This window comes from Geobacter sulfurreducens PCA (assembly GCF_000007985.2).
GTDB classification, from domain to species: domain Bacteria; phylum Desulfobacterota; class Desulfuromonadia; order Geobacterales; family Geobacteraceae; genus Geobacter; species Geobacter sulfurreducens.
The window spans coordinates 1,193,632-1,213,721 of the sequence record NC_002939.5; the positions used below are offsets into that span (position 1 = coordinate 1,193,632).

The 20,090-nt window shown below is 58.4% G+C and carries 23 protein-coding genes; 19 read left to right on the forward strand and 4 right to left on the reverse strand.

The features are described from left to right. Positions 1–11: 11 nt before the first annotated feature. Positions 12–551 (reverse strand): AmmeMemoRadiSam system protein A, encoded by a 540-nt coding sequence (gene amrA / locus GS_RS05520; RefSeq protein ID WP_010941768.1) that lies wholly within the window; start codon positions 549–551, stop codon positions 12–14. A gap of 136 nt (positions 552–687) precedes the next feature. Between amrA and GS_RS05525 the strand changes: the two genes are divergently transcribed. Further along, positions 688–2,115: an aldehyde dehydrogenase family protein gene (locus GS_RS05525; RefSeq protein WP_010941769.1), complete on the forward strand. Its 1,428-nt coding sequence runs from the start codon at positions 688–690 to the stop codon at positions 2,113–2,115. Here GS_RS05525 and GS_RS17460 read toward each other — a convergent pair. After that, a complete protein-coding gene (locus GS_RS17460; RefSeq protein WP_193360260.1) occupies positions 2,064–2,531 on the reverse strand; it encodes a hypothetical protein in 468 nt (155 codons plus the stop codon). The genes GS_RS05525 and GS_RS17460 overlap by 52 nt on opposite strands. Before the next feature lie 107 nt (positions 2,532–2,638). Between GS_RS17460 and ndk the strand changes: the two genes are divergently transcribed. The 15 genes from ndk (at position 2,639) to coaBC (ending at position 15,906) form a co-directional block, all read left to right on the forward strand. Beyond that, entirely contained in the window at positions 2,639–3,052 is a 414-nt protein-coding gene (gene ndk, locus GS_RS05535; protein WP_010941771.1) for a nucleoside-diphosphate kinase, read from the forward strand. Positions 3,053–3,118: 66 nt separating this feature from the next. Beyond that, entirely contained in the window at positions 3,119–4,201 is a 1,083-nt protein-coding gene (gene rlmN / locus GS_RS05540; RefSeq protein WP_010941772.1) for a 23S rRNA (adenine(2503)-C(2))-methyltransferase RlmN, read from the forward strand. A 1-nt stretch (position 4,202) separates the two neighbouring features. After that, complete coding sequence (gene mtnP, locus GS_RS05545) at positions 4,203–5,063, forward strand: S-methyl-5'-thioadenosine phosphorylase (RefSeq protein ID WP_010941773.1); 861 nt, start codon at positions 4,203–4,205, stop codon at positions 5,061–5,063. Between the two features lie 10 nt (positions 5,064–5,073). Continuing rightward, a complete protein-coding gene (locus GS_RS05550) occupies positions 5,074–6,015 on the forward strand; it encodes a carbohydrate kinase family protein (RefSeq protein WP_010941774.1) in 942 nt (313 codons plus the stop codon). A 124-nt stretch (positions 6,016–6,139) separates the two neighbouring features. Continuing rightward, complete coding sequence (locus tag GS_RS05555) at positions 6,140–6,883, forward strand: tetratricopeptide repeat protein (RefSeq protein ID WP_010941775.1); 744 nt, start codon at positions 6,140–6,142, stop codon at positions 6,881–6,883. Positions 6,884–6,892: 9 nt separating this feature from the next. Continuing rightward, positions 6,893–7,747: a helix-turn-helix domain-containing protein gene (locus GS_RS05560; RefSeq protein WP_010941776.1), complete on the forward strand. Its 855-nt coding sequence runs from the start codon at positions 6,893–6,895 to the stop codon at positions 7,745–7,747. Positions 7,748–7,841: 94 nt separating this feature from the next. Further along, entirely contained in the window at positions 7,842–8,543 is a 702-nt protein-coding gene (locus GS_RS05565) for a GAF domain-containing protein (protein ID WP_235045026.1), read from the forward strand. Between the two features lie 63 nt (positions 8,544–8,606). Further along, complete coding sequence (locus GS_RS05570; RefSeq protein ID WP_010941778.1) at positions 8,607–8,990, forward strand: response regulator; 384 nt, start codon at positions 8,607–8,609, stop codon at positions 8,988–8,990. A gap of 25 nt (positions 8,991–9,015) precedes the next feature. Beyond that, positions 9,016–9,465, forward strand: coding sequence for a universal stress protein (locus GS_RS05575; protein WP_010941779.1), 450 nt, complete (start codon positions 9,016–9,018; stop codon positions 9,463–9,465). Positions 9,466–9,599: 134 nt separating this feature from the next. Next, positions 9,600–10,787 carry a hybrid sensor histidine kinase/response regulator gene (locus GS_RS05580; RefSeq protein WP_010941780.1) on the forward strand — a complete coding sequence of 396 codons (1,188 nt, stop codon included), beginning with the start codon at positions 9,600–9,602 and terminating at the stop codon, positions 10,785–10,787. A 76-nt stretch (positions 10,788–10,863) separates the two neighbouring features. Beyond that, positions 10,864–11,268, forward strand: a complete 405-nt coding sequence (locus GS_RS05585) for a response regulator (RefSeq protein WP_010941781.1) — start codon at positions 10,864–10,866, stop codon at positions 11,266–11,268. Between the two features lie 9 nt (positions 11,269–11,277). Then, positions 11,278–12,879: an NAD(P)/FAD-dependent oxidoreductase gene (locus tag GS_RS05590; RefSeq protein ID WP_010941782.1), complete on the forward strand. Its 1,602-nt coding sequence runs from the start codon at positions 11,278–11,280 to the stop codon at positions 12,877–12,879. Beyond that, complete coding sequence (locus GS_RS05595; RefSeq protein ID WP_010941783.1) at positions 12,876–14,003, forward strand: 3'-5' exoribonuclease YhaM family protein; 1,128 nt, start codon at positions 12,876–12,878, stop codon at positions 14,001–14,003. Before GS_RS05590 ends, GS_RS05595 begins: the two co-directional genes overlap by 4 nt. Before the next feature lie 29 nt (positions 14,004–14,032). Continuing rightward, a complete protein-coding gene (locus GS_RS05600; RefSeq protein ID WP_010941784.1) occupies positions 14,033–14,662 on the forward strand; it encodes an MBL fold metallo-hydrolase in 630 nt (209 codons plus the stop codon). Between the two features lie 44 nt (positions 14,663–14,706). Then, positions 14,707–15,906, forward strand: coding sequence for a bifunctional phosphopantothenoylcysteine decarboxylase/phosphopantothenate--cysteine ligase CoaBC (gene coaBC, locus GS_RS05605; RefSeq protein ID WP_010941785.1), 1,200 nt, complete (start codon positions 14,707–14,709; stop codon positions 15,904–15,906). A gap of 16 nt (positions 15,907–15,922) precedes the next feature. Here coaBC and GS_RS05610 read toward each other — a convergent pair whose 3' ends face one another. Next, on the reverse strand, positions 15,923–16,828 hold the full coding sequence (locus GS_RS05610) for a zinc dependent phospholipase C family protein (RefSeq protein WP_010941786.1): 906 nt from the start codon (positions 16,826–16,828) through the stop codon (positions 15,923–15,925). A gap of 45 nt (positions 16,829–16,873) precedes the next feature. On the opposite strand from GS_RS05610, the gene GS_RS05615 reads away from it, so the two are divergent. The 3 genes from GS_RS05615 (at position 16,874) to GS_RS05625 (ending at position 18,499) form a co-directional block, all read left to right on the forward strand. Then, positions 16,874–17,605: a uracil-DNA glycosylase gene (locus GS_RS05615; protein ID WP_010941787.1), complete on the forward strand. Its 732-nt coding sequence runs from the start codon at positions 16,874–16,876 to the stop codon at positions 17,603–17,605. Between the two features lie 6 nt (positions 17,606–17,611). Further along, positions 17,612–17,992: a hypothetical protein gene (locus GS_RS05620; protein WP_010941788.1), complete on the forward strand. Its 381-nt coding sequence runs from the start codon at positions 17,612–17,614 to the stop codon at positions 17,990–17,992. A 63-nt stretch (positions 17,993–18,055) separates the two neighbouring features. Further along, on the forward strand, positions 18,056–18,499 hold the full coding sequence (locus GS_RS05625) for a PaaI family thioesterase (protein ID WP_010941789.1): 444 nt from the start codon (positions 18,056–18,058) through the stop codon (positions 18,497–18,499). A gap of 153 nt (positions 18,500–18,652) precedes the next feature. Here GS_RS05625 and GS_RS05630 read toward each other — a convergent pair whose 3' ends face one another. Continuing rightward, positions 18,653–20,014 carry a sigma-54-dependent transcriptional regulator gene (locus tag GS_RS05630; RefSeq protein WP_010941790.1) on the reverse strand — a complete coding sequence of 454 codons (1,362 nt, stop codon included), beginning with the start codon at positions 20,012–20,014 and terminating at the stop codon, positions 18,653–18,655. Between the last annotated feature and the right edge of the window lie 76 nt (positions 20,015–20,090).

Genomic DNA, 20,090 nt, shown 5'->3' on the forward strand with positions numbered 1-20,090 from the left:
TGCTGTCGATGTCAGCTGAACACCTCTGCGCTGAAAATGTATATGTCAGCCCCATCCCGCCAATCGTCAGGCTTGAGACCGGCCTTCACACACGTTTGCATAAGGAAAGTATCGCGGTCCCAGCCGTATTCCGTGGCGACTTGGGGCAGGAGCACTCCACGAAAGAAATTTTTCTCAATGTAGATGCCGTGGGTTCCCACAGTAATCTGTTCGGGGGAGGATATTTTTTCCAAGGGGCTCAAAACGGAAATTTCCAGGGAGAAATCCGTGATATCTTTGCTGGTCATCGGATAAAAGCGCGGATCACGGGTTGCGGCGGATACTGCCATCTCCCTGACCAGTTGGTACAGTGGTTGGCTGGAGGTGAAATTGCCGATGCAGCCGCGCAATTCTCCACCTTTTTTGATGCAGACAAAACAACCATAGTGTTCGCACAGGCTCGGTACGGAGAGTTCCGTGGCTGGTGTAATGCCCTCTCTGACATAGGTAACTATGGCTTCCCTGGCTAACATAAGTAAGAGCTTCTTGTCGTCGTCGGTTAGTCTCGGCATGTTTATCCTCTGTTGGAGCATTAGGTTAACGGCGGTAAGGCTGCGAACGAACCTGCTCATGCTGTGACATCTTGTGAACTATACTATGAACGTTCTTCAGGAAAAAGAGCATTTGCGTGCTAGAGAGGGAGTATCCATGGCAAAGCGCTATAAGGTTCTTGTTGGTGGTGAGTGGACAGGGGACGACCGACCGGGTATCGAGGTCGTAAACCCTTACGACGATTCGGTCATAGGGGTTGTGCCCGAGGCAACGAACGAGGATGTTGACCACGCCATACGTGCAGCACAGGCGGGCTTTGCCGAAATGTCCGCTCTCCCGGCGTATCGACGTTCCGACATACTTGATCGTACTTCGGAGCTGATCAAGCGAGACCGGGAGGAGATCGCCGAAATAATTGCCCGCGAAGCGGGCAAGTCGTGGAAATTCGCCCTTGCGGAAGCGGATAGAAGTGCAGAGACCTTCCGTTTCGCCTCGCTGGAGGCTCGTAACGCCCACGGCGAAATCGTACCCATGGATGCTTCGCCTGTGTCAGCTGGTCGTTTCGGTTTCTACCTCAGAACCCCGATCGGCGTAATCGGTGCCATCGCACCCTTTAACTTTCCTCTTAACCTGGTTGCACACAAGGTGGCACCCGCCATAGCCGCCGGTAACGCGATAGTGCTGAAGCCTGCCACAAAGACTCCCCTCTCGTCCATTAAGCTTGCGGAGCTTATGGTGGAGGCGGGGCTCCCTGCCGGTGCGCTCAATCTGGTTATCGGGAGCGGTCGGACTGTCGGTAACCGTTTGGTAGAGGATGATCGGCTGGCAATGGTGACATTCACCGGAAGCCCGCCGGTTGGCGTTCAAATCAAGGAGCGGAGCGGACTCAAGAGAGTTACGCTGGAGCTTGGGTCCAATTCACCCACCATCATTGAGGATGATGGCGATGTGGATGCGGCAGTCGCCCGCTGTGTAGTGGGCAGTTTCGCCAACTCGGGGCAGGTCTGTATCTCTGTTCAGCGAATTTTTGTACACCAGCGGCGTTATCGCGAATTTGTTGACAAGTTTGTGGCCGCGACCCAAAAGCTCAAGGTTGGGGATCCTATGGACCGTGACTGCGACATCGGACCGATGATTTCCCGCGAAGAGCTGCAGCGCGCCGTCGAGTGGCTGGGTGAGGCCACGTCTCTGGGGGCGAGACTTGAAACCGGGGGTACGGTTGCCGGCAACTGTCTCACTCCGGCAATTCTGAGCGGCGTAACTCCCGACATGAAGGTGGTCTGCTCCGAGGTGTTTGCGCCGATTGTTTCCGTCATCCCTTATGAGACCTTCGATCAGGCCCTCGATATGGCTGACGACTCAATCTATGGCCTTCAGGCCGGGGTTTACACCAGCGACATCAATAAGGCGTTCAAGGCCATCCGCCGACTCGATGTGGGAGGAGTAATCATTAACGATATTCCGACGTTCAGGGTCGATCATATGCCCTATGGCGGTAACAAGCAGAGTGGACTCGGGCGGGAAGGTATCCGCTACGCCATGGAAGAGATGACGAACATAAAATTTGTGTGCTTGAATCTATGAAAAATAAGAATAATTTTAAGTTTTGTTTCGCTAACGTATTGAATTCGTGAAAAAATAAAATTGTATACTGTATAAAAAAATCTTGACTTTATCTCTAAAGCGAGTATATTCCTCATCCGTTGTGTTAAGAAACCATGCGCCTCGCGCGAGAATGGCAACTTCAAAGGAAAAGAGGTGAAAACGTCAATGAAAAAGCTGCTTTCTCTGACACTGTGCCTTGCTATGGCCGTGGCTTTTGCTGCTGGCTGCAAGAAGAAAGAAGAAGCTCCGGCTCCGGCTCCGGCCGAGCAGGCTGCTCCGGCTCCGGCCCCGGCCCAAGCTCCGATGACTTCGGCCCAAGCTCCGGCTCCGGCCGACCAAGCTGCTCCGGCTGAGAAGAAGTAATTAGTTACTTTTTTCTCTCGAAAAAGACCCATGGGCACTGTCCATGGGTCTTTTTTTGTCTGACAAAGAGATTGACTTCAAAGTCCGTACATGGTAAACGATACGGTCTTTTTATTTACAAGCGTAACTGGAGGTAGAGATGGAAAGAACATTTGCGATTATTAAGCCTGATGCGGTGGAGCGTAACATCATCGGAAAGATACTTGAAAAAGTAGAAACGGCCGGCTTCCGAATTGTGGGCATGAAGAAGATCCTGCTTTCCAAGTGCGAGGCCGAAGGATTTTACTACGTGCACAAGGAGCGGCCTTTCTTCAATGACCTTTGTTCCTTCATGTCGCGCAGCCCGGTGGTGGTTATGGTTCTTGAGCGTGAAAACGCCATCAATACCTGGCGCGAAGTGATGGGAGCAACAAATCCGGCCAACGCCGAAGCGGGAACCATCCGCAAGGATTTCGGCCTGAGCATCGAGGAAAATTCCGTGCATGGCTCAGACTCCCCCGAATCGGCCGCTTACGAGATTCCGTATTTCTTCAGCCAGCTCGAGCTGCTCTGAAGCTGAATGCGTGTGTGTCAGCAAAGCCCTTCTCTCGCGAAGGGCTTTTTTTTATAGTACGCTACCATGGATACAATGATTGACATTAAGGGGCTGAGCATTGACGAGCTGGAACGTTTCCTCCTGGGAAAAGGGAAGGAGCGTTACCGGGCACGCCAGATATTCAAGTGGCTGTATCAACGGGGTGCCACCTCCTTTGCCGAGATGACTGATCTGGCGAAGGAGTTGCGTCGGGACCTTGAGGAGACGGCACGCATCAGCACGCTTTCCCCCGAGGCCTTGGAGATTTCCCGGGATGGAACGCGAAAATACCTCTTCCGTCTCGATGATGGATGTTCAGTGGAGTCGGTGCTCATCCCGGAAGAAGACAGAAACACCCTTTGTATTTCGAGCCAAGTAGGGTGTGCCATGGCCTGTGAGTTCTGTCTCACGGGAACGTTCCGGCTGACGCGCAACCTGACCACCGCCGAGATCGTAAATCAGGTCTGTGCGGTTCAGAGGGATGTCCCCGTGCGCAACATCGTCTTCATGGGCATGGGAGAACCCCTCGCCAATCTCGACAATGTGATCAGGGCGCTGCAGATCATGCTGCACGATGACGGACTTCAGTTCTCGACGCGTCGCATAACCGTTTCGACCGCCGGCTTGGTACCGGAAATGGAGCGGCTCGGCCGATCGGTAACGGTGAATCTTGCGGTTTCGCTCAATGCCACTACGGACGAGCTGCGCGACCGGATCATGCCGATCAACCGGAAATATCCCCTTGCCGTGCTTCTTGATGCCTGTCGCCGGTTCCCGCTGCCGGGCCGTCGGAAGATAACTATTGAATACGTGCTGCTCGGCGGGGTGAACGATACCCTCGATGATGCCAAACGGCTGGTCAGGCTGTTGAGCGACATTCCCTCTAAAATCAATCTGATCCCCTTTAATGAACATGAGGGATGTTCCTTCCGGAGCCCCAGCCAGGATGCGATCGACCGTTTTCACAGATATCTGCTGGACAAGCATTTCACGGTCATAACGCGCTCCAGCCGTGGTGCCGATATTTCGGCGGCCTGCGGTCAGCTCAAGGGCAAGCTGGACGCATTGAAGCCGTCCGGCGCGGGAAAGCAGATAGAGGTTTCAGACTCCACTAACGAGGTGACATGACATGGAACAGGTAATCGGCGTTATCGGCGGGAGCGGGCTCTACGAGATGGAAGGGCTTCAGGACGTTCGGAGCATTGTTGTTGAAACCCCCTTCGGCGCACCCTCGGATGAGTTTGTGACCGGCGTGCTGGATGGTGTGCGCATGGTGTTCCTTCCGCGCCACGGCCGGGGCCATCGGCTCCTGCCTACTGAGGTAAACTACCGGGCGAACATCTACGGCATGAAGAAGCTCGGCGTTACCCGGATTATTTCCGTTTCCGCCGTGGGCAGCATGCGGGAGGAGATCGTGCCGGGGCATATTGTGATCCCGGACCAGTTCATCGACCGGACCAATGCCACCAGGGCAAATACGTTCTTCGGCAATGGGGTGGTTGCGCACATTCAATTTGCCGATCCGGTCTGCGCCGACCTTTCCGCCGATCTCTATGCGGCGGCGCAGGAGGCGGGGGCAACGGTCCACCGGGGGGGGACCTATATCTGCATGGAAGGGCCGGCCTTTTCCACCCGGGCGGAGTCAAACCTCTACCGCTCTTTCGGTGTATCGGTCATCGGCATGACCAACATCCCCGAAGCAAAGCTGGCCCGTGAGGCGGAGATCTGCTACGGCGTTATCGCTCTTGCCACCGATTACGACTGCTGGCACGAGTCCCATGATGACGTGTCCGTGGACGCCATTATTGCCATCATCAAGCAGAATGTGGCCATGGCCAAGTCGATCATTCGCAATGCGGTTCGCCGGATTGACCGGGAGCGGAATTGCCCCTGTGCATCGGCGCTCCGGTACGCCATCATTACCGACAAGGCCGCGATTCCTGCCGAGACGAAGGAGCGGCTTGATCTCATCATCGGCTCGTACGTCTAAGGAGGGATACATGGGTATTCTCGTTGTGGGTTCGGTTGCATTCGATTCGATTGAAACCCCTTTCGGCAGGGGAGAGCATGTTCTGGGCGGCTCAGCCACCTACTTTTCGACTTCGGCCAGCTTTTTCACCGATGTCAGCCTGGTGGCGGTCGTGGGAGAGGATTTTCCGGAAGAGCACGTAGCGTTTCTCCGGTCACGAAACGTGGACCTTCGCGGGCTTTCCCGCGAACAGGGGAAGACCTTCCACTGGAAGGGGAAGTACGGCTATGACCTGAATGAAGCGCAGACCCTGGAGACGCATCTGAACGTCTTTGAGAGCTTCAGACCCTGCATTCCCGATGCATACCGTGACGCCGAGTATCTGTTCCTCGCCAACATCGATCCCGAACTGCAGATGGAGGTGCTCAACCAAGTGGAACATCCCCGCGTCGTGGCGTGCGACACGATGAATTTCTGGATATCCTCCAAGCCCGAGGCGCTCCGCCGGGTCGTTGCGAAGGTCGATATTTTCATCATCAACGAGGGAGAAGCCCGTCAACTGACGGGACAGGCGAATCTTGTCAAGGCAGCGCGCCAGATCCTCGATATGGGGGTCAAGACGCTGATCATCAAGCGCGGGGAGTATGGCGTCCTCATGTTCAGCGATAGCTCGGTCTTTGCCGCGCCCGCATACCCTTTGGAAGAGGTGTTTGACCCCACGGGCGCCGGAGACACCTTTGCGGGCGGCTTTATGGGGTACCTGGCCAACACCGGAGATATCTCCGAGGCGGGACTTCGCCAGGCCATCATCTTCGGAAGCGTCATGGCATCGTTCAATGTGGAGGATTTCAGCCTGAACCGTCTGAAGCGTCTTGGCTACCGCGAAATCGAGGAGCGGTACCGGAGTTTCAAATCACTTACCCATTTCGAGGGAATCGCCGATGGGCACGGGGGGGCTCTGGCTCCCGCCTGACGGCGCCTGCGTTGACAATAACCGCCGAATCTGGTACGGTTCTGGGTGTGCGGGGCCGTGTGGAGCGCCTTTGGGCGATGCGCCGGCCCCGTTTGGATACTCTCCGACGGTTTCGAGGTTGCCAGTGAGATTCACGCGCATACTCCCCATGGTTCTCTGCTTCCTCGTGGCCGCTTGCGCCGCGAATGACGCCTCGCGCAACCAGGCTTCCTATCACTATCAGATGGGGCTGTCCCACCTGGGCGAAAACGATACGACCCGCGCCCTTATTGAATTCATCGAAGCAGAGAAAATCACGCCGGATGATCCCATTCTTCTCAACAGCCTCGGGCTTGCCTATTTTTACAAGAAGCGCTTTGATCTGGCGGAGTTGAAATTCAGAAAAGCCATTTCCCTCAAGCCCGACTATTCCGATGCCAGGAACAATCTCGGGGTGAACTATCTGGAAATGCAGCGCTGGGATGACGCCATCTCGCAGTTCAAGCTGGTGATGGCGGATATTCTTTTTCTCAATCAGGAAGATGCTCGCATCAATCTCGGTCTTGCATACCTGGGCAAGGGAGACTTGCCCCAGGCCCTCGAAACTCTTCGCGCATCTGTCTCTCACAATCCCCGCAATCTAATCGCCCGTGTTGCCATTGGCCGGGTTTACTTCGCCATGGACCGGGCCGAAATGGCCATTCAGGAATACAGGAAAGCCATCGAAATTAATAAGAATTATCAGAATGCCCATTACTATCTGGCGTTGGCCCATGTAAAGCAGAAGGACTACGTGGCAGCGGCGGATGCTTTTCGCGAGGCGATCCGTATTGCCCCCGATTCCGAAAAAGGTCGGCTCTCGCGCGAATACCTGGACTCGTTGAAATGAGGGGCTTCAGTGGCTGACGCCGTACATGCCGGAAAAGGGGACGCCTCGGTCGGAACGCTGCTCAGGGAAGCGCGGGAGGCCAGAAGTCTGTCCCTTGACGAGGCGGCCCGTGTTACCCGTTTAGGGAAAAACTATCTGGTCGCTCTTGAATCCGACGAGTTCGACAAGCTTCCCAATCTTGCCTATGCCCGCGGATTCATCCGGGTGTATGCCGGGTTTCTGGGCCTTTCAGCCGATGAGTTGCTCCGTCGTTACGACGCAGTTGGCGATGATGGCGGACATCGTTCTCCGGTCGAAGATGCCATGCCCGCGCCGCAAGGGAAGGCGGCAGACTCGATTTCGCCACGTAACCGCTGGTCTCTGCCGTTGGTACTGCTTCTGCTGGTGGTAGCCCTGGCGCTCATGCTGAGGCTGCAGGATGAGGAACCCAGCCGCCCGATCGAGACCGGCCAACTAACAGCAGCAGCTCCAGAGGCGAGGCAACCGGCCACGCCGGCACCGCAGCAACAGCTATCCACGGCACGACAGCCGGAAACATCACCCCCGGCCCCGGCCGACGACACCGTAGCCGAGCAGCAAGCTGTCGAGGGAAATGCTGCTTCATCTCCTGCGCGCGGGGTCATTCTCAAACTCAAAATCAATAAAGACTCGTGGCTTAATATAACTATCGACGAGTCGGTATCCCAGCAGTATGACCTCAAGGCGGGCGACCTCATCGAGTGGAAGGGCGAACGCGTGTTTGCACTGGATGTCGGCAATGCCGGGGGGGTAGAGGGAGAGTTCAATGGGAAACCCCTTGGTGTGCTCGGTGAAGAGGGGAAGCCGGCCCATCTGGTTTTGTCGGCTGATGGCGGTGGCGATTAGGAGTTCACCGCAACAGCGGTGACCGATGGTATACTCATACTCACGCAAGGAGTGAATCATGCATCTGTCGCGTTGTCGAAAGTGCGGAAGAGTGATGAAGGGCGAGCGGATCGATCCGTACCGCGTCAAGCTGACCTGCTCGTGTGGCTTCTCCGACTTCCGCACAATGACCGAAAAGGTTAAGACCGTGAACCCTTTTTTCCAGAAGGGCGGCTTCAGCCCTCTGCTGGAAAGTGAGCGGGGAAAGATGGTCCTAACCATGCAGCGGGCCAACCGGGAGCACCTTGAGATTATTTCGTTGGAAGAGATCAGCATGCTCGTCTCTTCCGACTTTGATCTTCCCGAGGTGCTTCAGCATGTGACCGCCAAGGTGGCGACGCAGCTCAAGGTGAGCGTCTGCAATATCTACCTGCGCGAGGGAGACGAGGTCGTTCTCGCAGCGACCCATGGCTTTGACCCTGCCTTCATCGGCAAGATCAGGATCAAAATCGGGGACGGAATAACGGGCTCCGTTGCCCGCGATGGCCAGTACATCTCCCTGAGCCGTGCCTCCCAGGATCCCCGCTATCGCTATTTCCCCGAGCTCCAGGAGGAAAAGTACAACTCCATGCTCTCTTTTCCCATTGGTGACAAGAAGGAGGTTTACGGCGTCATCAACCTCAATACCACGTCTATCAGGTCATTCCATGAGGACGAAATCTATTTCGTATCAATTATCGCCAACCTCATTCTTACCGCCATAAAGCTGCGGCAGCAGGTCGCTTCGTCCCGCAAGGCCGCTGAGGCATCTGCTTGACAGCAGGGGGCCCCATGCTAGACTCAATCAGAGATATGCACATATTCCGGGGAGTTCACTTCTTTGGCCCAGCAGATAAAAAAGAAAATTCTGGTAGTTGATGACGAGGAGAATGCGCGGATCGGTCTGACCAAGCTCCTGGAGCGGGAGGGATTCGAAGTCGCAAGCGTTTCCAACGGCTTTGAAGCGCTCAATTATCTTCAACAGCGGGAAGTCAACGTTATCGTTACCGATATCAATATGCCGGAAATGAACGGCATCACGTTCCTGAGAGAACTCAACAAGAGCTTCCCCCGCAGCAATGTAATCATGATTACCGCCTACGGGGGGGTTGAGTCCTACATCGAAGCCATGAATCTGGGGGCCTTCGAATACATCAACAAGCCGGTAAAACTTGATGAACTCAAGTCGATCCTGACGAAGATCTTCAAGGAAAGCTGTCATTAAACTCTTCAACGTCAAGGGGGATGAGATGAAGCCGTTCAGCACTATTGTATTTCCGACCGATTTTTCCGAGAACTCGGAGTATGCCTTTGACTATGCCCTTACGCTTGCCAAGCAGTTCAGTGCCAGGCTTGTTGTCATCCATGTAATCAATGAGCCGGTTGATCTGCGGGGGTTCTATGTCCCCCACGTTTCCTTCGAGAAGCTGGAAGAAGAAATCGTGGCGGCCGCCGAAAAGATGATGGACAAATTCTGCCGGACAAAAATCAAGGACCATGAGAATTACACAAGCTGCATCGTCTCGGGGATTCCCTACGACGAAGTTCTGAAGAAGGCGGCAGAGGAGGATGCCTCGCTGATTGTCATGGGAACCCACGGCCGCAAGGGGATCGACCACTTCTTGTTCGGCAGCACGGCAGAACGCGTTGTTCGCAATGCCAAGTGCCCGGTCATGACCGTGCGCCCGCCCGAAGTCTGAGACATATCCCTTACAGGGCAACAGACAGGGGCAGCCACCGCGCTGCCCCTCGTTTTTTCTTGCCCGCCGGTCCGTCAGCTGCTATGACTGCACGACCCGCAGTCCACTCACCCCTGAAAGTACGCCATACAGCCATGATGACGGAAAAGAATGAATCCAAGGGTACCATCCTTATTATCGATGACGAAAAAGTCATTCTCGACCTGACCTCCATCGTTCTCAGAAATCGCGGCTACACGGTCCATACCGCGTCAGACGCCACATCCGGCATGGCTGTGCTGGAAGAGTGCCGGCCGCAGATGGTGCTCCTCGACTACATGATGCCGATGGTGGATGGTCTCACCGCGCTCAAGCAGATCCGGCAGCGTTACCCCGACACGTATGTGATCATCTTCACCGGCAAGGGAAACGAGGAACTGGCCGTAGAGCTGATGAAGGCAGGGGCCTCAGACTACATCGTCAAACCGTTCAATAACCAGAATCTGGTCGAGCGGATCGAGAATGTGCTCCGGATCAGGGATGTCGAGCTCAGAAACCAGGAGCTGCTCCAGGAGCGTGAGCTGCTTCTGGCGGAGATCGAGGCATGGAACCAGGAGCTCGAACGCCGCGTCCAGCAGAAAAGCGAGGCCCTTCAGCAGGCCCAGGCCGAGATCGTGCAGTCCGAAAAACTCGCATCTCTCGGCTATCTCTCCGCGGGCATGGCCCATGAAATCCGCAACCCCCTCAACTCCATTTCACTGTTCGCCCAACTGCTCAAGAGCACGCTTGATGATCCGGAAAAAGTGGGCTATGTCGACAAGATTCTCAAGGAAGCCGACCGGATAGACGACATCATGCGCAAGCTTCTGGATGCCTCGAAGCGGCCCCGCTTCCAGTTGAGTGAGGTCCGGCTCGATCGGGTCATTGAGGCGACCCTCGAGGCGTTTCGTCCCCAGATATCGCTCCATGGCATCGCGGTGGTGAAAGAGTTCCGTCGGATCCCTCCTCCATTCCAGGCTGACCCGGCCGAGATCGAGCAGATTTTTACCAATCTCTTTCTCAACTCCATCCACGAGATGAACGACGGGGGATCCCTAACGGTGGTGCTCGACCAGGACGAGCGAAACATGGTCATCAGAATTGCCGACACGGGCCCCGGTATCCCCCGGGAGCACGTGGCGAAGATATTCGACCCGTTCTTCACCACCAAGACGAGCGGCAGCGGGCTCGGCCTTGCTGTGGTGCTCAGGATCGTCAAGACCTATGACGGGCGGATCGATGTTGAGAAGAGCGATGAGAGCGGCACTGTCTTCGCTATCCGGCTTCCTCTTTCCGGAGTGTGAACCGGCCCTTTGCCCTTTTCTTTTCACGGGTGATTTTGTATGATTGCCCACACTTTCAACGCACGACGGAGGGCGTATGGACGCCGGCCGGAGAACGATCCTTATTATCGATGACGATGCCTTTTTCCTGAAAGTCCTTTCGGATGCATTCACCGAGAGCGGCTTCAGGGTCGTGCAGGCCTCCAACGGTACGGAGGGGGTTCAGGCATTCATCACCCATCGGCCCGATGCCGTCATCTCCGACCTCATCATGCCCGCCATGGGAGGGGTGAGTACGTGTCTCGAGATCAGGCGCCTTGCCGGGGACGAGGAACCGGTCATTGTGCTGCTCACCTCTATGTTCAGGGATGCGCCCCACGAGCACGACGAACCCGAAATGGGCGCGCGGGTTCACGTGTCCAAATCGACCAGTCCGGTCGACATCGTGATTATCGTGGAACAGCTACTGGACCGGAAAAAACACGGCCGGAGCGGGAACTGAAAGAAATCGATGCCTCTTTTGGTACGCAACCTCATTCTCGCCCCGGACCAGGGGGATGAGCTGCTGCGCGGGATGTTCGCCCGGCGGTTTTCTCTGGATGAACGGGAGATCGTCGATTTCCGGCTCGTCCGCAAGAGTATCGATGCCCGCCGCAAGTCACGGATCAAGTTCGTCTGCACTGTTGAATGCTCGCTCCTCAATGAGGCCGCATTTCTGGCCCGCCACGGCCACGATCCCGATGTCGCCGCAAGTGCTCCGCCGGAACCGCCGGCCTTTCCATCTCTTGAATCTTCCCAGCGCATCGTTATCGTCGGCATGGGGCCCGCCGGGCTTTTTGCGGCACTGCGCCTGGCGGAATACGGCCTTGTCGCCACTATCCTCGAACGCGGCCGGCCCGTGGAGGAGCGGGGCAGGGATGTTCAGGCCTTCTGGGATAGGGGCGTGCTCGATCCGGAGAGCAACGTCCAGTTCGGGGAAGGGGGCGCCGGAACCTTTTCCGACGGCAAGCTGACCACGAGGGTGAATGACCCGAACATCAGGTACGTACTCGACAAACTGATAGGTTTCGGCGCTCCGCCAGAGATCGGCCATCTTGCCAAGCCCCATATCGGCACCGACCGTCTACGCTTGGTGGTTGCCTCCATTCGCCGGTGGCTGTTGTCAGCGGGGTTCGACATCCGGTTCGGCAGCCGTCTGACTGACTTGACACTTTCCGGCGGAGCGGTGGAGGCCGCGGTGGTTAACGGGGCTGACGAACTCCCCTGCGATGCGCTTGTTCTCGCTCCGGGCAACAGCGCCCGCGATACCTACGAGATGCTGCTGCGCCGGGGGGCGCTTCTCCAACCCAAGCCCTTCGCCGTGGGAGTGCGGGTGGAGCATCCCCAGGAACTCATCAACCGGATCCAATACGGCGCGGGCCACCATCCAACCCTGCCGCCGGCTGACTACGCCCTGGCCTGGAACAATTCCCGTACCGGACGCTCCGCCTATTCCTTCTGCATGTGCCCCGGCGGGGTGGTGGTGGCGGGAACCTCCGAGGCGGAAGGGGTGGTGACCAACGGCATGAGCGCCTATCTGCGTAATTCTCCGTATTCGAACAGCGCCCTGGTGGTTACTGTCGGACCTGATGATTTCGGAGACCAGTCCCCCCTGGCCGGGATCGGGTTCCAGCGCCGTTTGGAGCGACGCGCCTTTGAGGCGGGCGGTGGGGATTACCGGGCGCCGGCTCAGAACCTGCTTGCGTTTCTCGGCATGAAAGGGGGGGGGCGGGGGTTGTCGAGCTATCGCCCCGGCGTTCGCGAGGCGGAGCTGGATCGGGTGCTCCCCACCGCCGTGACAGAAGCGTTGCGGGAGGGAGTTCGCCATTTCGACCGGAAGATGCGGGGCTTCCTGACCGCCGAAGCAACCCTCACCGCACCGGAGACCCGTACGTCGGCACCCGTTCGCATTGTGCGGGGAGAGAACCTGCAATCAGTGGGGCTCCCCGGTCTTTATCCGGCAGGGGAAGGTGCCGGCTACGCCGGGGGAATCATGAGCGCCGCACTGGACGGTATTCGCGTGGCCGACGCCATCGCGCGGAGCATATCCGCAGACACAAGGAGAACACTTTGAGCAAGATTTTCATAGCGAGCATCCATGACCGCGATCTGGTCGATTCCGTGTTTCTCGTGAAGGAAAAGATCATGGCCATGGCCAAGAACGGCAAGCCCTACATGACGCTTCGGCTCATGGACAAAAGCGGCGAGATAGAGGGGCGTGTCTGGGACAACGTTGACCAGCTGTCGGCCTCCTTCGATAAGGACGACTTCGTTGGCGTCCGCTCCAAGGCATCGGTCTACCTGGGCAAAATGCAGCTTATCATTTCCGAGCTGGTGCGGGTTCCCGAAGACAGGGTCAACCTGGCGGACTTTCTCCCCGAATCGGACCGCTCCATTGCCGAGATGGAGAGCGAGCTCAAGGCCCTGGTGGAAACCTTTTCCGATCAGCACCTGAAAGCGCTGATGAAGGCCTTTTTCGACGATTCTTCCTTCATGGAGCTCTACCGGACCGCGCCGGCCGCCAAGGGGATGCACCACGTCTATCTGGGTGGACTGCTGGAGCACTCACTGGCCGTGTCCCGCCTGGTTGACGCCATCGTCCCCCTCTACGCGGATCTCAACCGCGATCTGCTGGTGGCGGGTGCCCTGTTGCACGACGTGGGCAAGGTGCGGGAGATGACGTACCTGCGTTCCTTCGACTACACCGACGAGGGGAAACTCATCGGCCATATCACCATCGGCGTGGAGATGCTCCAGGAGCGGATTTCGACCATTCCCGGCTTCCCGCCGGAGCTGGGGATGCTGCTCAAGCACATGCTGCTGTCCCACCATGGTCAGTACGAATACGGTTCCCCCAAGCGCCCCAAGACTGTCGAGGCAACGATTCTCAACTACCTGGACGATCTGGACTCCAAGATCAACGGGATCAGGACCCATATCCGCAAGGAAAGCGAAAACCTGGGGCGCTGGACCTCCTATCACCGGCTCTATGACCGCTACTTCTACAAGGAGAGCTACAGCGGCGAGGAGGAATACCGGGAAGGGGCGGATGAGCTCATGGTGCTCGAGCCGGAGCCGGTATCGCTGCCGGCTGCCCCTCGGGCCGCGGAGGCCGAGCGCAAAAGCGGCAACACCGCCCGAAAGGGGTTCAGCAACAATCCGTTCGAGACCCTGCAAAAGAATCTGGATCTGTTCTGAGCATATATTCCACGTAGAGAGGGTGTATCATGATCTTCGAAACCGTTGTCGTCGGCCCGCTGGGGGTTAATTGTTTCATTCTCGGCTGTGAGCAGAGCCGCGAAGGGGTAATCGTGGACCCGGGAGCAGAGTCCGGGCGGATTCTCGAACGAGTCGGCGAACTGGGGCTCAAGGTTGGCATGGTGATAAACACCCACGGCCACTTTGATCACGTGGGGGGCAACCGGAAGGTGCTGGAAGCCACGGGGGCGAAGCTGCTGGTCCACCGGGACGACGTCCACTTCCTCGACCGCGCCGCGGACGTTGCCGCCATGTATGGTCTCGATACGGAGAACTCACCGGCTCCCGACTCGCTTCTGGAGGACGGCATGACCCTTTCCGTGGGAACCCTTAGCCTCCGGGTCCTTCATACGCCCGGTCACACGCCGGGGGGGTGCTGTCTGCTTCTGGAGGGGGAAGGAAAGGTGCTCACCGGTGACACCCTGTTCGAGGAATCGGTGGGGCGCACCGATTTCCCAGGCTCCTCCCACGAGGCCCTCATCACGTCGATCCGCGAAAAACTCCTGACCCTGCCGGACGAGACTGAGGTCTATCCGGGCCATGGTCCGGCAACGTCCATCGGCCGGGAGCGGCGGTACAACCCCTACCTGACGGATTAGCGCGCACGCGGAAACCCTGGGAAACAGTGCGCGGCGGAGGCCCAATGCTCAAGGGAAAAGAGATCGTTCTCGGTATTTGCGGCGGCATCGCAGTCTACAAAGCCGTTGAACTCGTACGGCTGCTCACGGGGGCAGGAGCGAACGTCCATGTCATCATGACGCGAGCGGCCACGGAGTTCGTGGCTCCGCTCACGTTCCAGACCCTAACCTCCAACCCCGTGCACTCGGAACTCTTCAATCTCATCGCTGAACGGGAAATCGGCCACATTTCGCTGGCGGACCGGGCCGATCTCTTCATCATCGCGCCGGCCACGGCCAACGTGATCGGCAAGATCGCCCACGGTATCGCCGACGACATGCTCACCACCACGGTCATGGCCACCAGGGCACCGGTTCTGATCGCTCCCGCCATGAACTGCAACATGTACCGCAATCCCCTCTACCAGGAAAACGAGGCGCGACTGAGGCGCCACGGGTACCTGTTCGCGGATCCGGTGCGGGGAATGCTCGCCTGCGGCTGGGAGGGTGAAGGAAAGCTCCAGTCCCCCGAGATCATCTTCGAGGAGGCGGTCACCGCCCTTACGCCGAAGGACCTTGCCGGCGAGCACCTGCTGGTGACGGCCGGGCCGACCCAGGAGGAGATCGATCCGGTCCGCTTCGTGAGCAACCACTCGTCGGGGAAGATGGGGTATGCCATCGCCCGGGCCGCCCGGCGCCGCGGGGCGGAGGTGACACTGGTCTCAGGCCCCACCTGCCTCGATGCCCCCTGGGGGGTGGAAACGGTGCGGGTTGCGTCGGCCGTGGAGATGCGCGCTGCCGTCATGGCTGCCCTGCCGGCGGCCACGGTTGTGATCAAGGCCGCAGCCGTGGCCGATTATCGTCCTGTAGTGCGCGCGACGGGAAAGATCAAGAAAAATGCCGACTCGCTGGTGATCGAGTTGGAGAAGAACCCCGACATACTTGCCGAACTTGGAGGAATCAAGGGGGAGCGCCTGCTGGTGGGCTTCGCCGCCGAGACTGCCGATCTGCTTGAAAACGCCCGGAAAAAACTGGTCGCCAAGAATGTTGACATGATGGTCGCCAATGACGTGAGCCTGGAAGGCGCCGGATTCCACGGCGACACCAATATTGCCCGCCTTCTCTATCGTGACGGGACCAGTGAGGAGCTGCCGCTCATGACCAAGAACGAAATGGCGGCCCTCATTCTTGACCGGGTGGCGGAATTGAGGAAAAAGGCGGGGTAAGCGCGGGCCAGGGGCGTCAGGCCGAGGAGAGGATCTGGAGAAGTTTCTGCGGCTCCCAGATGGCTTGGCGGAGGCGTCCTTTGAGGGATGCCACCTGAGCAAAGGCATCATCCTTGGAGAGCTTGCCGCTCCGGTAGAGCAGGCGCAGGTTTTTTCTCACCGCCTCCGCTGCGGTCAAAGCCCGTTCACCGGTGGGGTCAGCCAAGTAGAAACGCGACTCCTCCATCTTTGCCAGAAAGTCGAATACCGCTTCCTCGGCAAGGGTCATGAACTCTTCCCGGTCGCCGTTCTCCAGCACGTAGCTCGATGAATCCGACATGGTCTTGAGCACCTGCTGCCATTTTTCCAGCCGCGAGACCAGGAGGATCGAGTTGAAGATCCGCTTGTTGGTGCCAAAGGAAAAGATGGTGTCCGACAGTACGTTGCGTAGCAGGGCATCGTTCGCTTTGTAGTTCTCGAGGCAGACCGTGCGGGCCGTTTCCCAGATGTCCCGATCGACGAAGGTCTCGAATCGCATCTCCCAGTAGGCGTGTTTGAGGGTGAGCGTGGAGAAACTGCCCATGATCTTGTACGGAACAAAGTAGTTGTGGGCGACCGTATCCGCCGCCAGGTGCGCCAGATAGCCGTAGGCGCACGCTTTCTGGGGCGGGTTCCAGGCGTATTCCAGGACCTTCATGCCGATTCGCCAGCGGTGGCAGTGCTGAAGATAGTGGGTGAACTTCTTGCCGATGGTGATGTCCGCCGCGATGCACCCATAGAGAAAATCGTGGGGATACTGGCCGATGACTGCCGCCACGGCGGGGTTTACGGCGGCGAGATTGTTGATGACCGCCGTTCCCAGCTGGAGGTGGATACCGGCTCCCCAGGCAAAGGCATCAACGGGCACGGCGATGATGATGAGCAGAATGGCGGCGAAGAGCATTGCATAATCGTATTGAACCCTTAGAAAAAAGTAAAGGAGTTTGCCGTGACCGGTGACACGCCGCGTGAGGTGATCGCTTCCCTGCGCCGCTATCTGGAGGAAGTCCGGGAGACGGGTGTAGAGGGCCTCCCTCTGGCCGCTCCCGCGCCGAGTGTCTCTGCGGCGGAGGCGTCCTCTGCGTCTGCCGTTTTCGGTGACGCGCGGGAAACCCTGGACGATATCCGGCGTGAGATGGGGGGGTGTCACCGGTGCGCCCTTGGCGCCGGCCGGACTAATCTCGTGTTCGGGGTCGGCAATCCCGCCGCGCGCCTCATGATTATCGGCGAGGCGCCCGGTCGCGACGAGGATCTGCGCGGCGAGCCCTTCGTGGGGGAGGCGGGGCAGCTCCTGACCAAAATCATTGAGGCCATGGGCTTCGCCCGCGAGGACGTCTACATCTGCAACGTGCTCAAATGCCGGCCGCCGCACAACCGCGATCCGGCATCCGCCGAGATCGAGGCGTGCTCATCCTTCATGCTCCGCCAGGTGAAGGCCGTGGCGCCCGAGGCCATTCTGGCACTGGGCACCTTTGCGGCCCAGACCATCCTTGGTACCAAGGAGCCCATTTCGCGGCTGCGGGGACGGTTCCACGACTATCACGGCATCCCTCTCATGCCGACGCTTCATCCGGCTTTCCTGCTGCGTAACCCCGAAAGGAAGAGGGACGTGTGGGACGATGTCCGGCAGGTCATGGGGCTTCTGGGCAAGGAGGTCCCCGGCAAGGGGGACAGGAGGTGACGGGGAATGGCTAAGGGATACCAGGCAAACAGGGAACGGCTGGAGCAGATAGGCTTGTTGGGCAAGGCGCTCGCCAAACGGGCCGGCTTCGCCTGCGAATGGTGCGAGGGGAAGGATGACCTGCGCCCGTGGGACTACCAACCTGACGACGAACCGTCGGAGGAAACACTGGCGCTTCTTTGCGGCAGGTGCCGGGAACTCGCCGGAGGCCGCAGGGGTGATGCCCATGAGCTGCGCGGAATTCGCAATGCCCTGTGGAGTCAGGTGCCGGCCGTTGCCGAAGGGGCCGCCCGGGTCCTGGCCACGAGCAGGGAGCCCTGGGTGCGCGAAGCCATCGAGGAGAGTCTCATCGACGAGACGGTAAAGGCGGAGATACTGGGAATCTAAGGGGCTGACCGCCGGCGCGTGAGAAGAGGGGAGGCCTGACAGGTGTCCCGGAGGTGGAAGGATATGTACGAGCATCTCTATGAAGAGCCCATGACCGAGGAGACGGCGCTGCCGTTCGAGTTGCCCGAGTGGATCGCCTGCGCCCCTTTTGAGGAATACCTGGGGATGACCATCGAGGAGGCTGACGGGGGACGGGCGGTGCTGACCATGCCGTTTCGCGTGAAGCACGCTCAGGGAAAAGGGCTCATGCACGGTGGTGCGATAACGGCCCTGGCCGACACCGCGGTTGCCATGGCCATCAAGAGCCTTCTCCCCGAAGGGTCCCATTTTGTGACCATGGAGATGACGCTGAAGTTTCACGCCCCGATCCACGGCGGCACCGTGAAGTCCGTGGCGGAGGCGGTGCGGGAGGATGAGAGGACGATCAGGGGAACTGCCGAGGTATTCGACGGCAATGGCATAAAGGCGGCAACCTTCACGTCGGTCTTCCGGATCAAGCGGCGGTGAGGCGCTGAAATCCCCGCAGGGCTTCTCCGGTGCTTTCCCGCGTTCCTGCCGCTCGTTCGGGAGTGTATGCCCGCGGTGTTGCCCCCATCAGCCCGTCACCCCGTCATAACGCCGGGCGTAATCTACTGAAGCATCAGATAGGGGCAAATCCTGTCAGAGCGGCATGCCGAGCCGCCGCATCTTTTCCACCAGGGTTGTCCTGTTCAGGTTGAGCAGCGCCGCGGCCCTAGCCTTGACCCCCTCTGACAGGACCAGCGCGTCCCTGATCATCCCCCGCTCGATTTCAGCCAGCACCTTTACGAGGTCGACCCCCTTGCCGGTCAGGCGGGTCAATCCCTCCTCCCGGATATTGTGCGGCAGGTCCTGAACGGTAACGGTGTTGTCTTCGGTAAGGGCCGCCACCCGCTCCATGACGTTCTCCAGCTCCCGCACGTTACCGGGCCACTGGTAGCTTTCCAGTGCCTCGAGCGTGTCGCTGGCAAGCGACATGTTCCGTCGCTGCATCTCCTTGCAGTACTTGGCAAGAAAGTGTTTGGCCAGGGGGAGGATGTCCTCGACCCGCTCCCTCAAGGGGGGGAGCTGCAGGGGGATCACGTTGAGCCGGTAAAAGAGATCTTCCCTGAAGTTGCCCTTTTTGACCTCCTCCGCCAGATCCAGGTTGGTGGCCGATATGATCCGGACATCGATCTTGACGGGGCGGGTGGAGCCCACTCGTTCCACTTCCTCTTCCTGAAGCACGCGCAGGAGCTTTGTCTGCAACTGCATCGGCATGGTGCCGATTTCATCGAGGAAGATGGTTCCGCCGTTGGCTGCTTCGAACTTGCCGATTTTGTCCCGCATCGCACCGGTGAACGCACCCTTGACGTAGCCGAAAAGTTCCGATTCCAGCAGGTTTTCCGGGATAGCCCCGCAGTGGACGGCAATGAACGGTTTGTCGCGTCGCCCGCCGTTGAAGTGGATCGCCTTGGCCACCAATTCTTTGCCGGTCCCCGATTCGCCGGCTATCAGCACGGTCGAGTCGGTTTTGACGATCCGCTTCATGAGGGCGAAGACGTGCTGCATGGCGGGAGAGCTGCCGATGATATTGGCGAATTCGAACTTGTCGCGCAGCTGCTTCCGGAGGTAGACGTTTTCGGACAAGAGCTGCCGCTTCTCCACGGCCTTGCCGATAATGATCTTCAGTTCGTCGAAGTTGAGGGGTTTGGTGATGTAGTCGAAAGCACCCTCTTTCATCGCCTTCACTGCCGTTTCTGCCGAGGCGTGGCCGGTGATGAGGATCACTTCGGTGAGCGGGGCGTCTTCCTTGACTTTTTTCAGGATGTCGATACCGCTGGCGTCGGGGAGAAAAAGGTCGGTAATGACAATGTCGAAGGTGTCGCGAGTAAGGGTCTGGAAGGCCTCGCTGCCCGCCCCGGCGCTTTTCACCGCATGACCGGCCGCCTTCAGCAGGAGGGTGAGGGCTTCGCGTCCCGTTTCTTCATCGTCGATCAGGAGGATTTTGGTCCGCTCTTTCATGGCACCTCCGCGGATAGGCCTGATACATAGCATCAATCGGGTACGATTGGCAAGCATCCCGTAGCCGCGGCAGTGC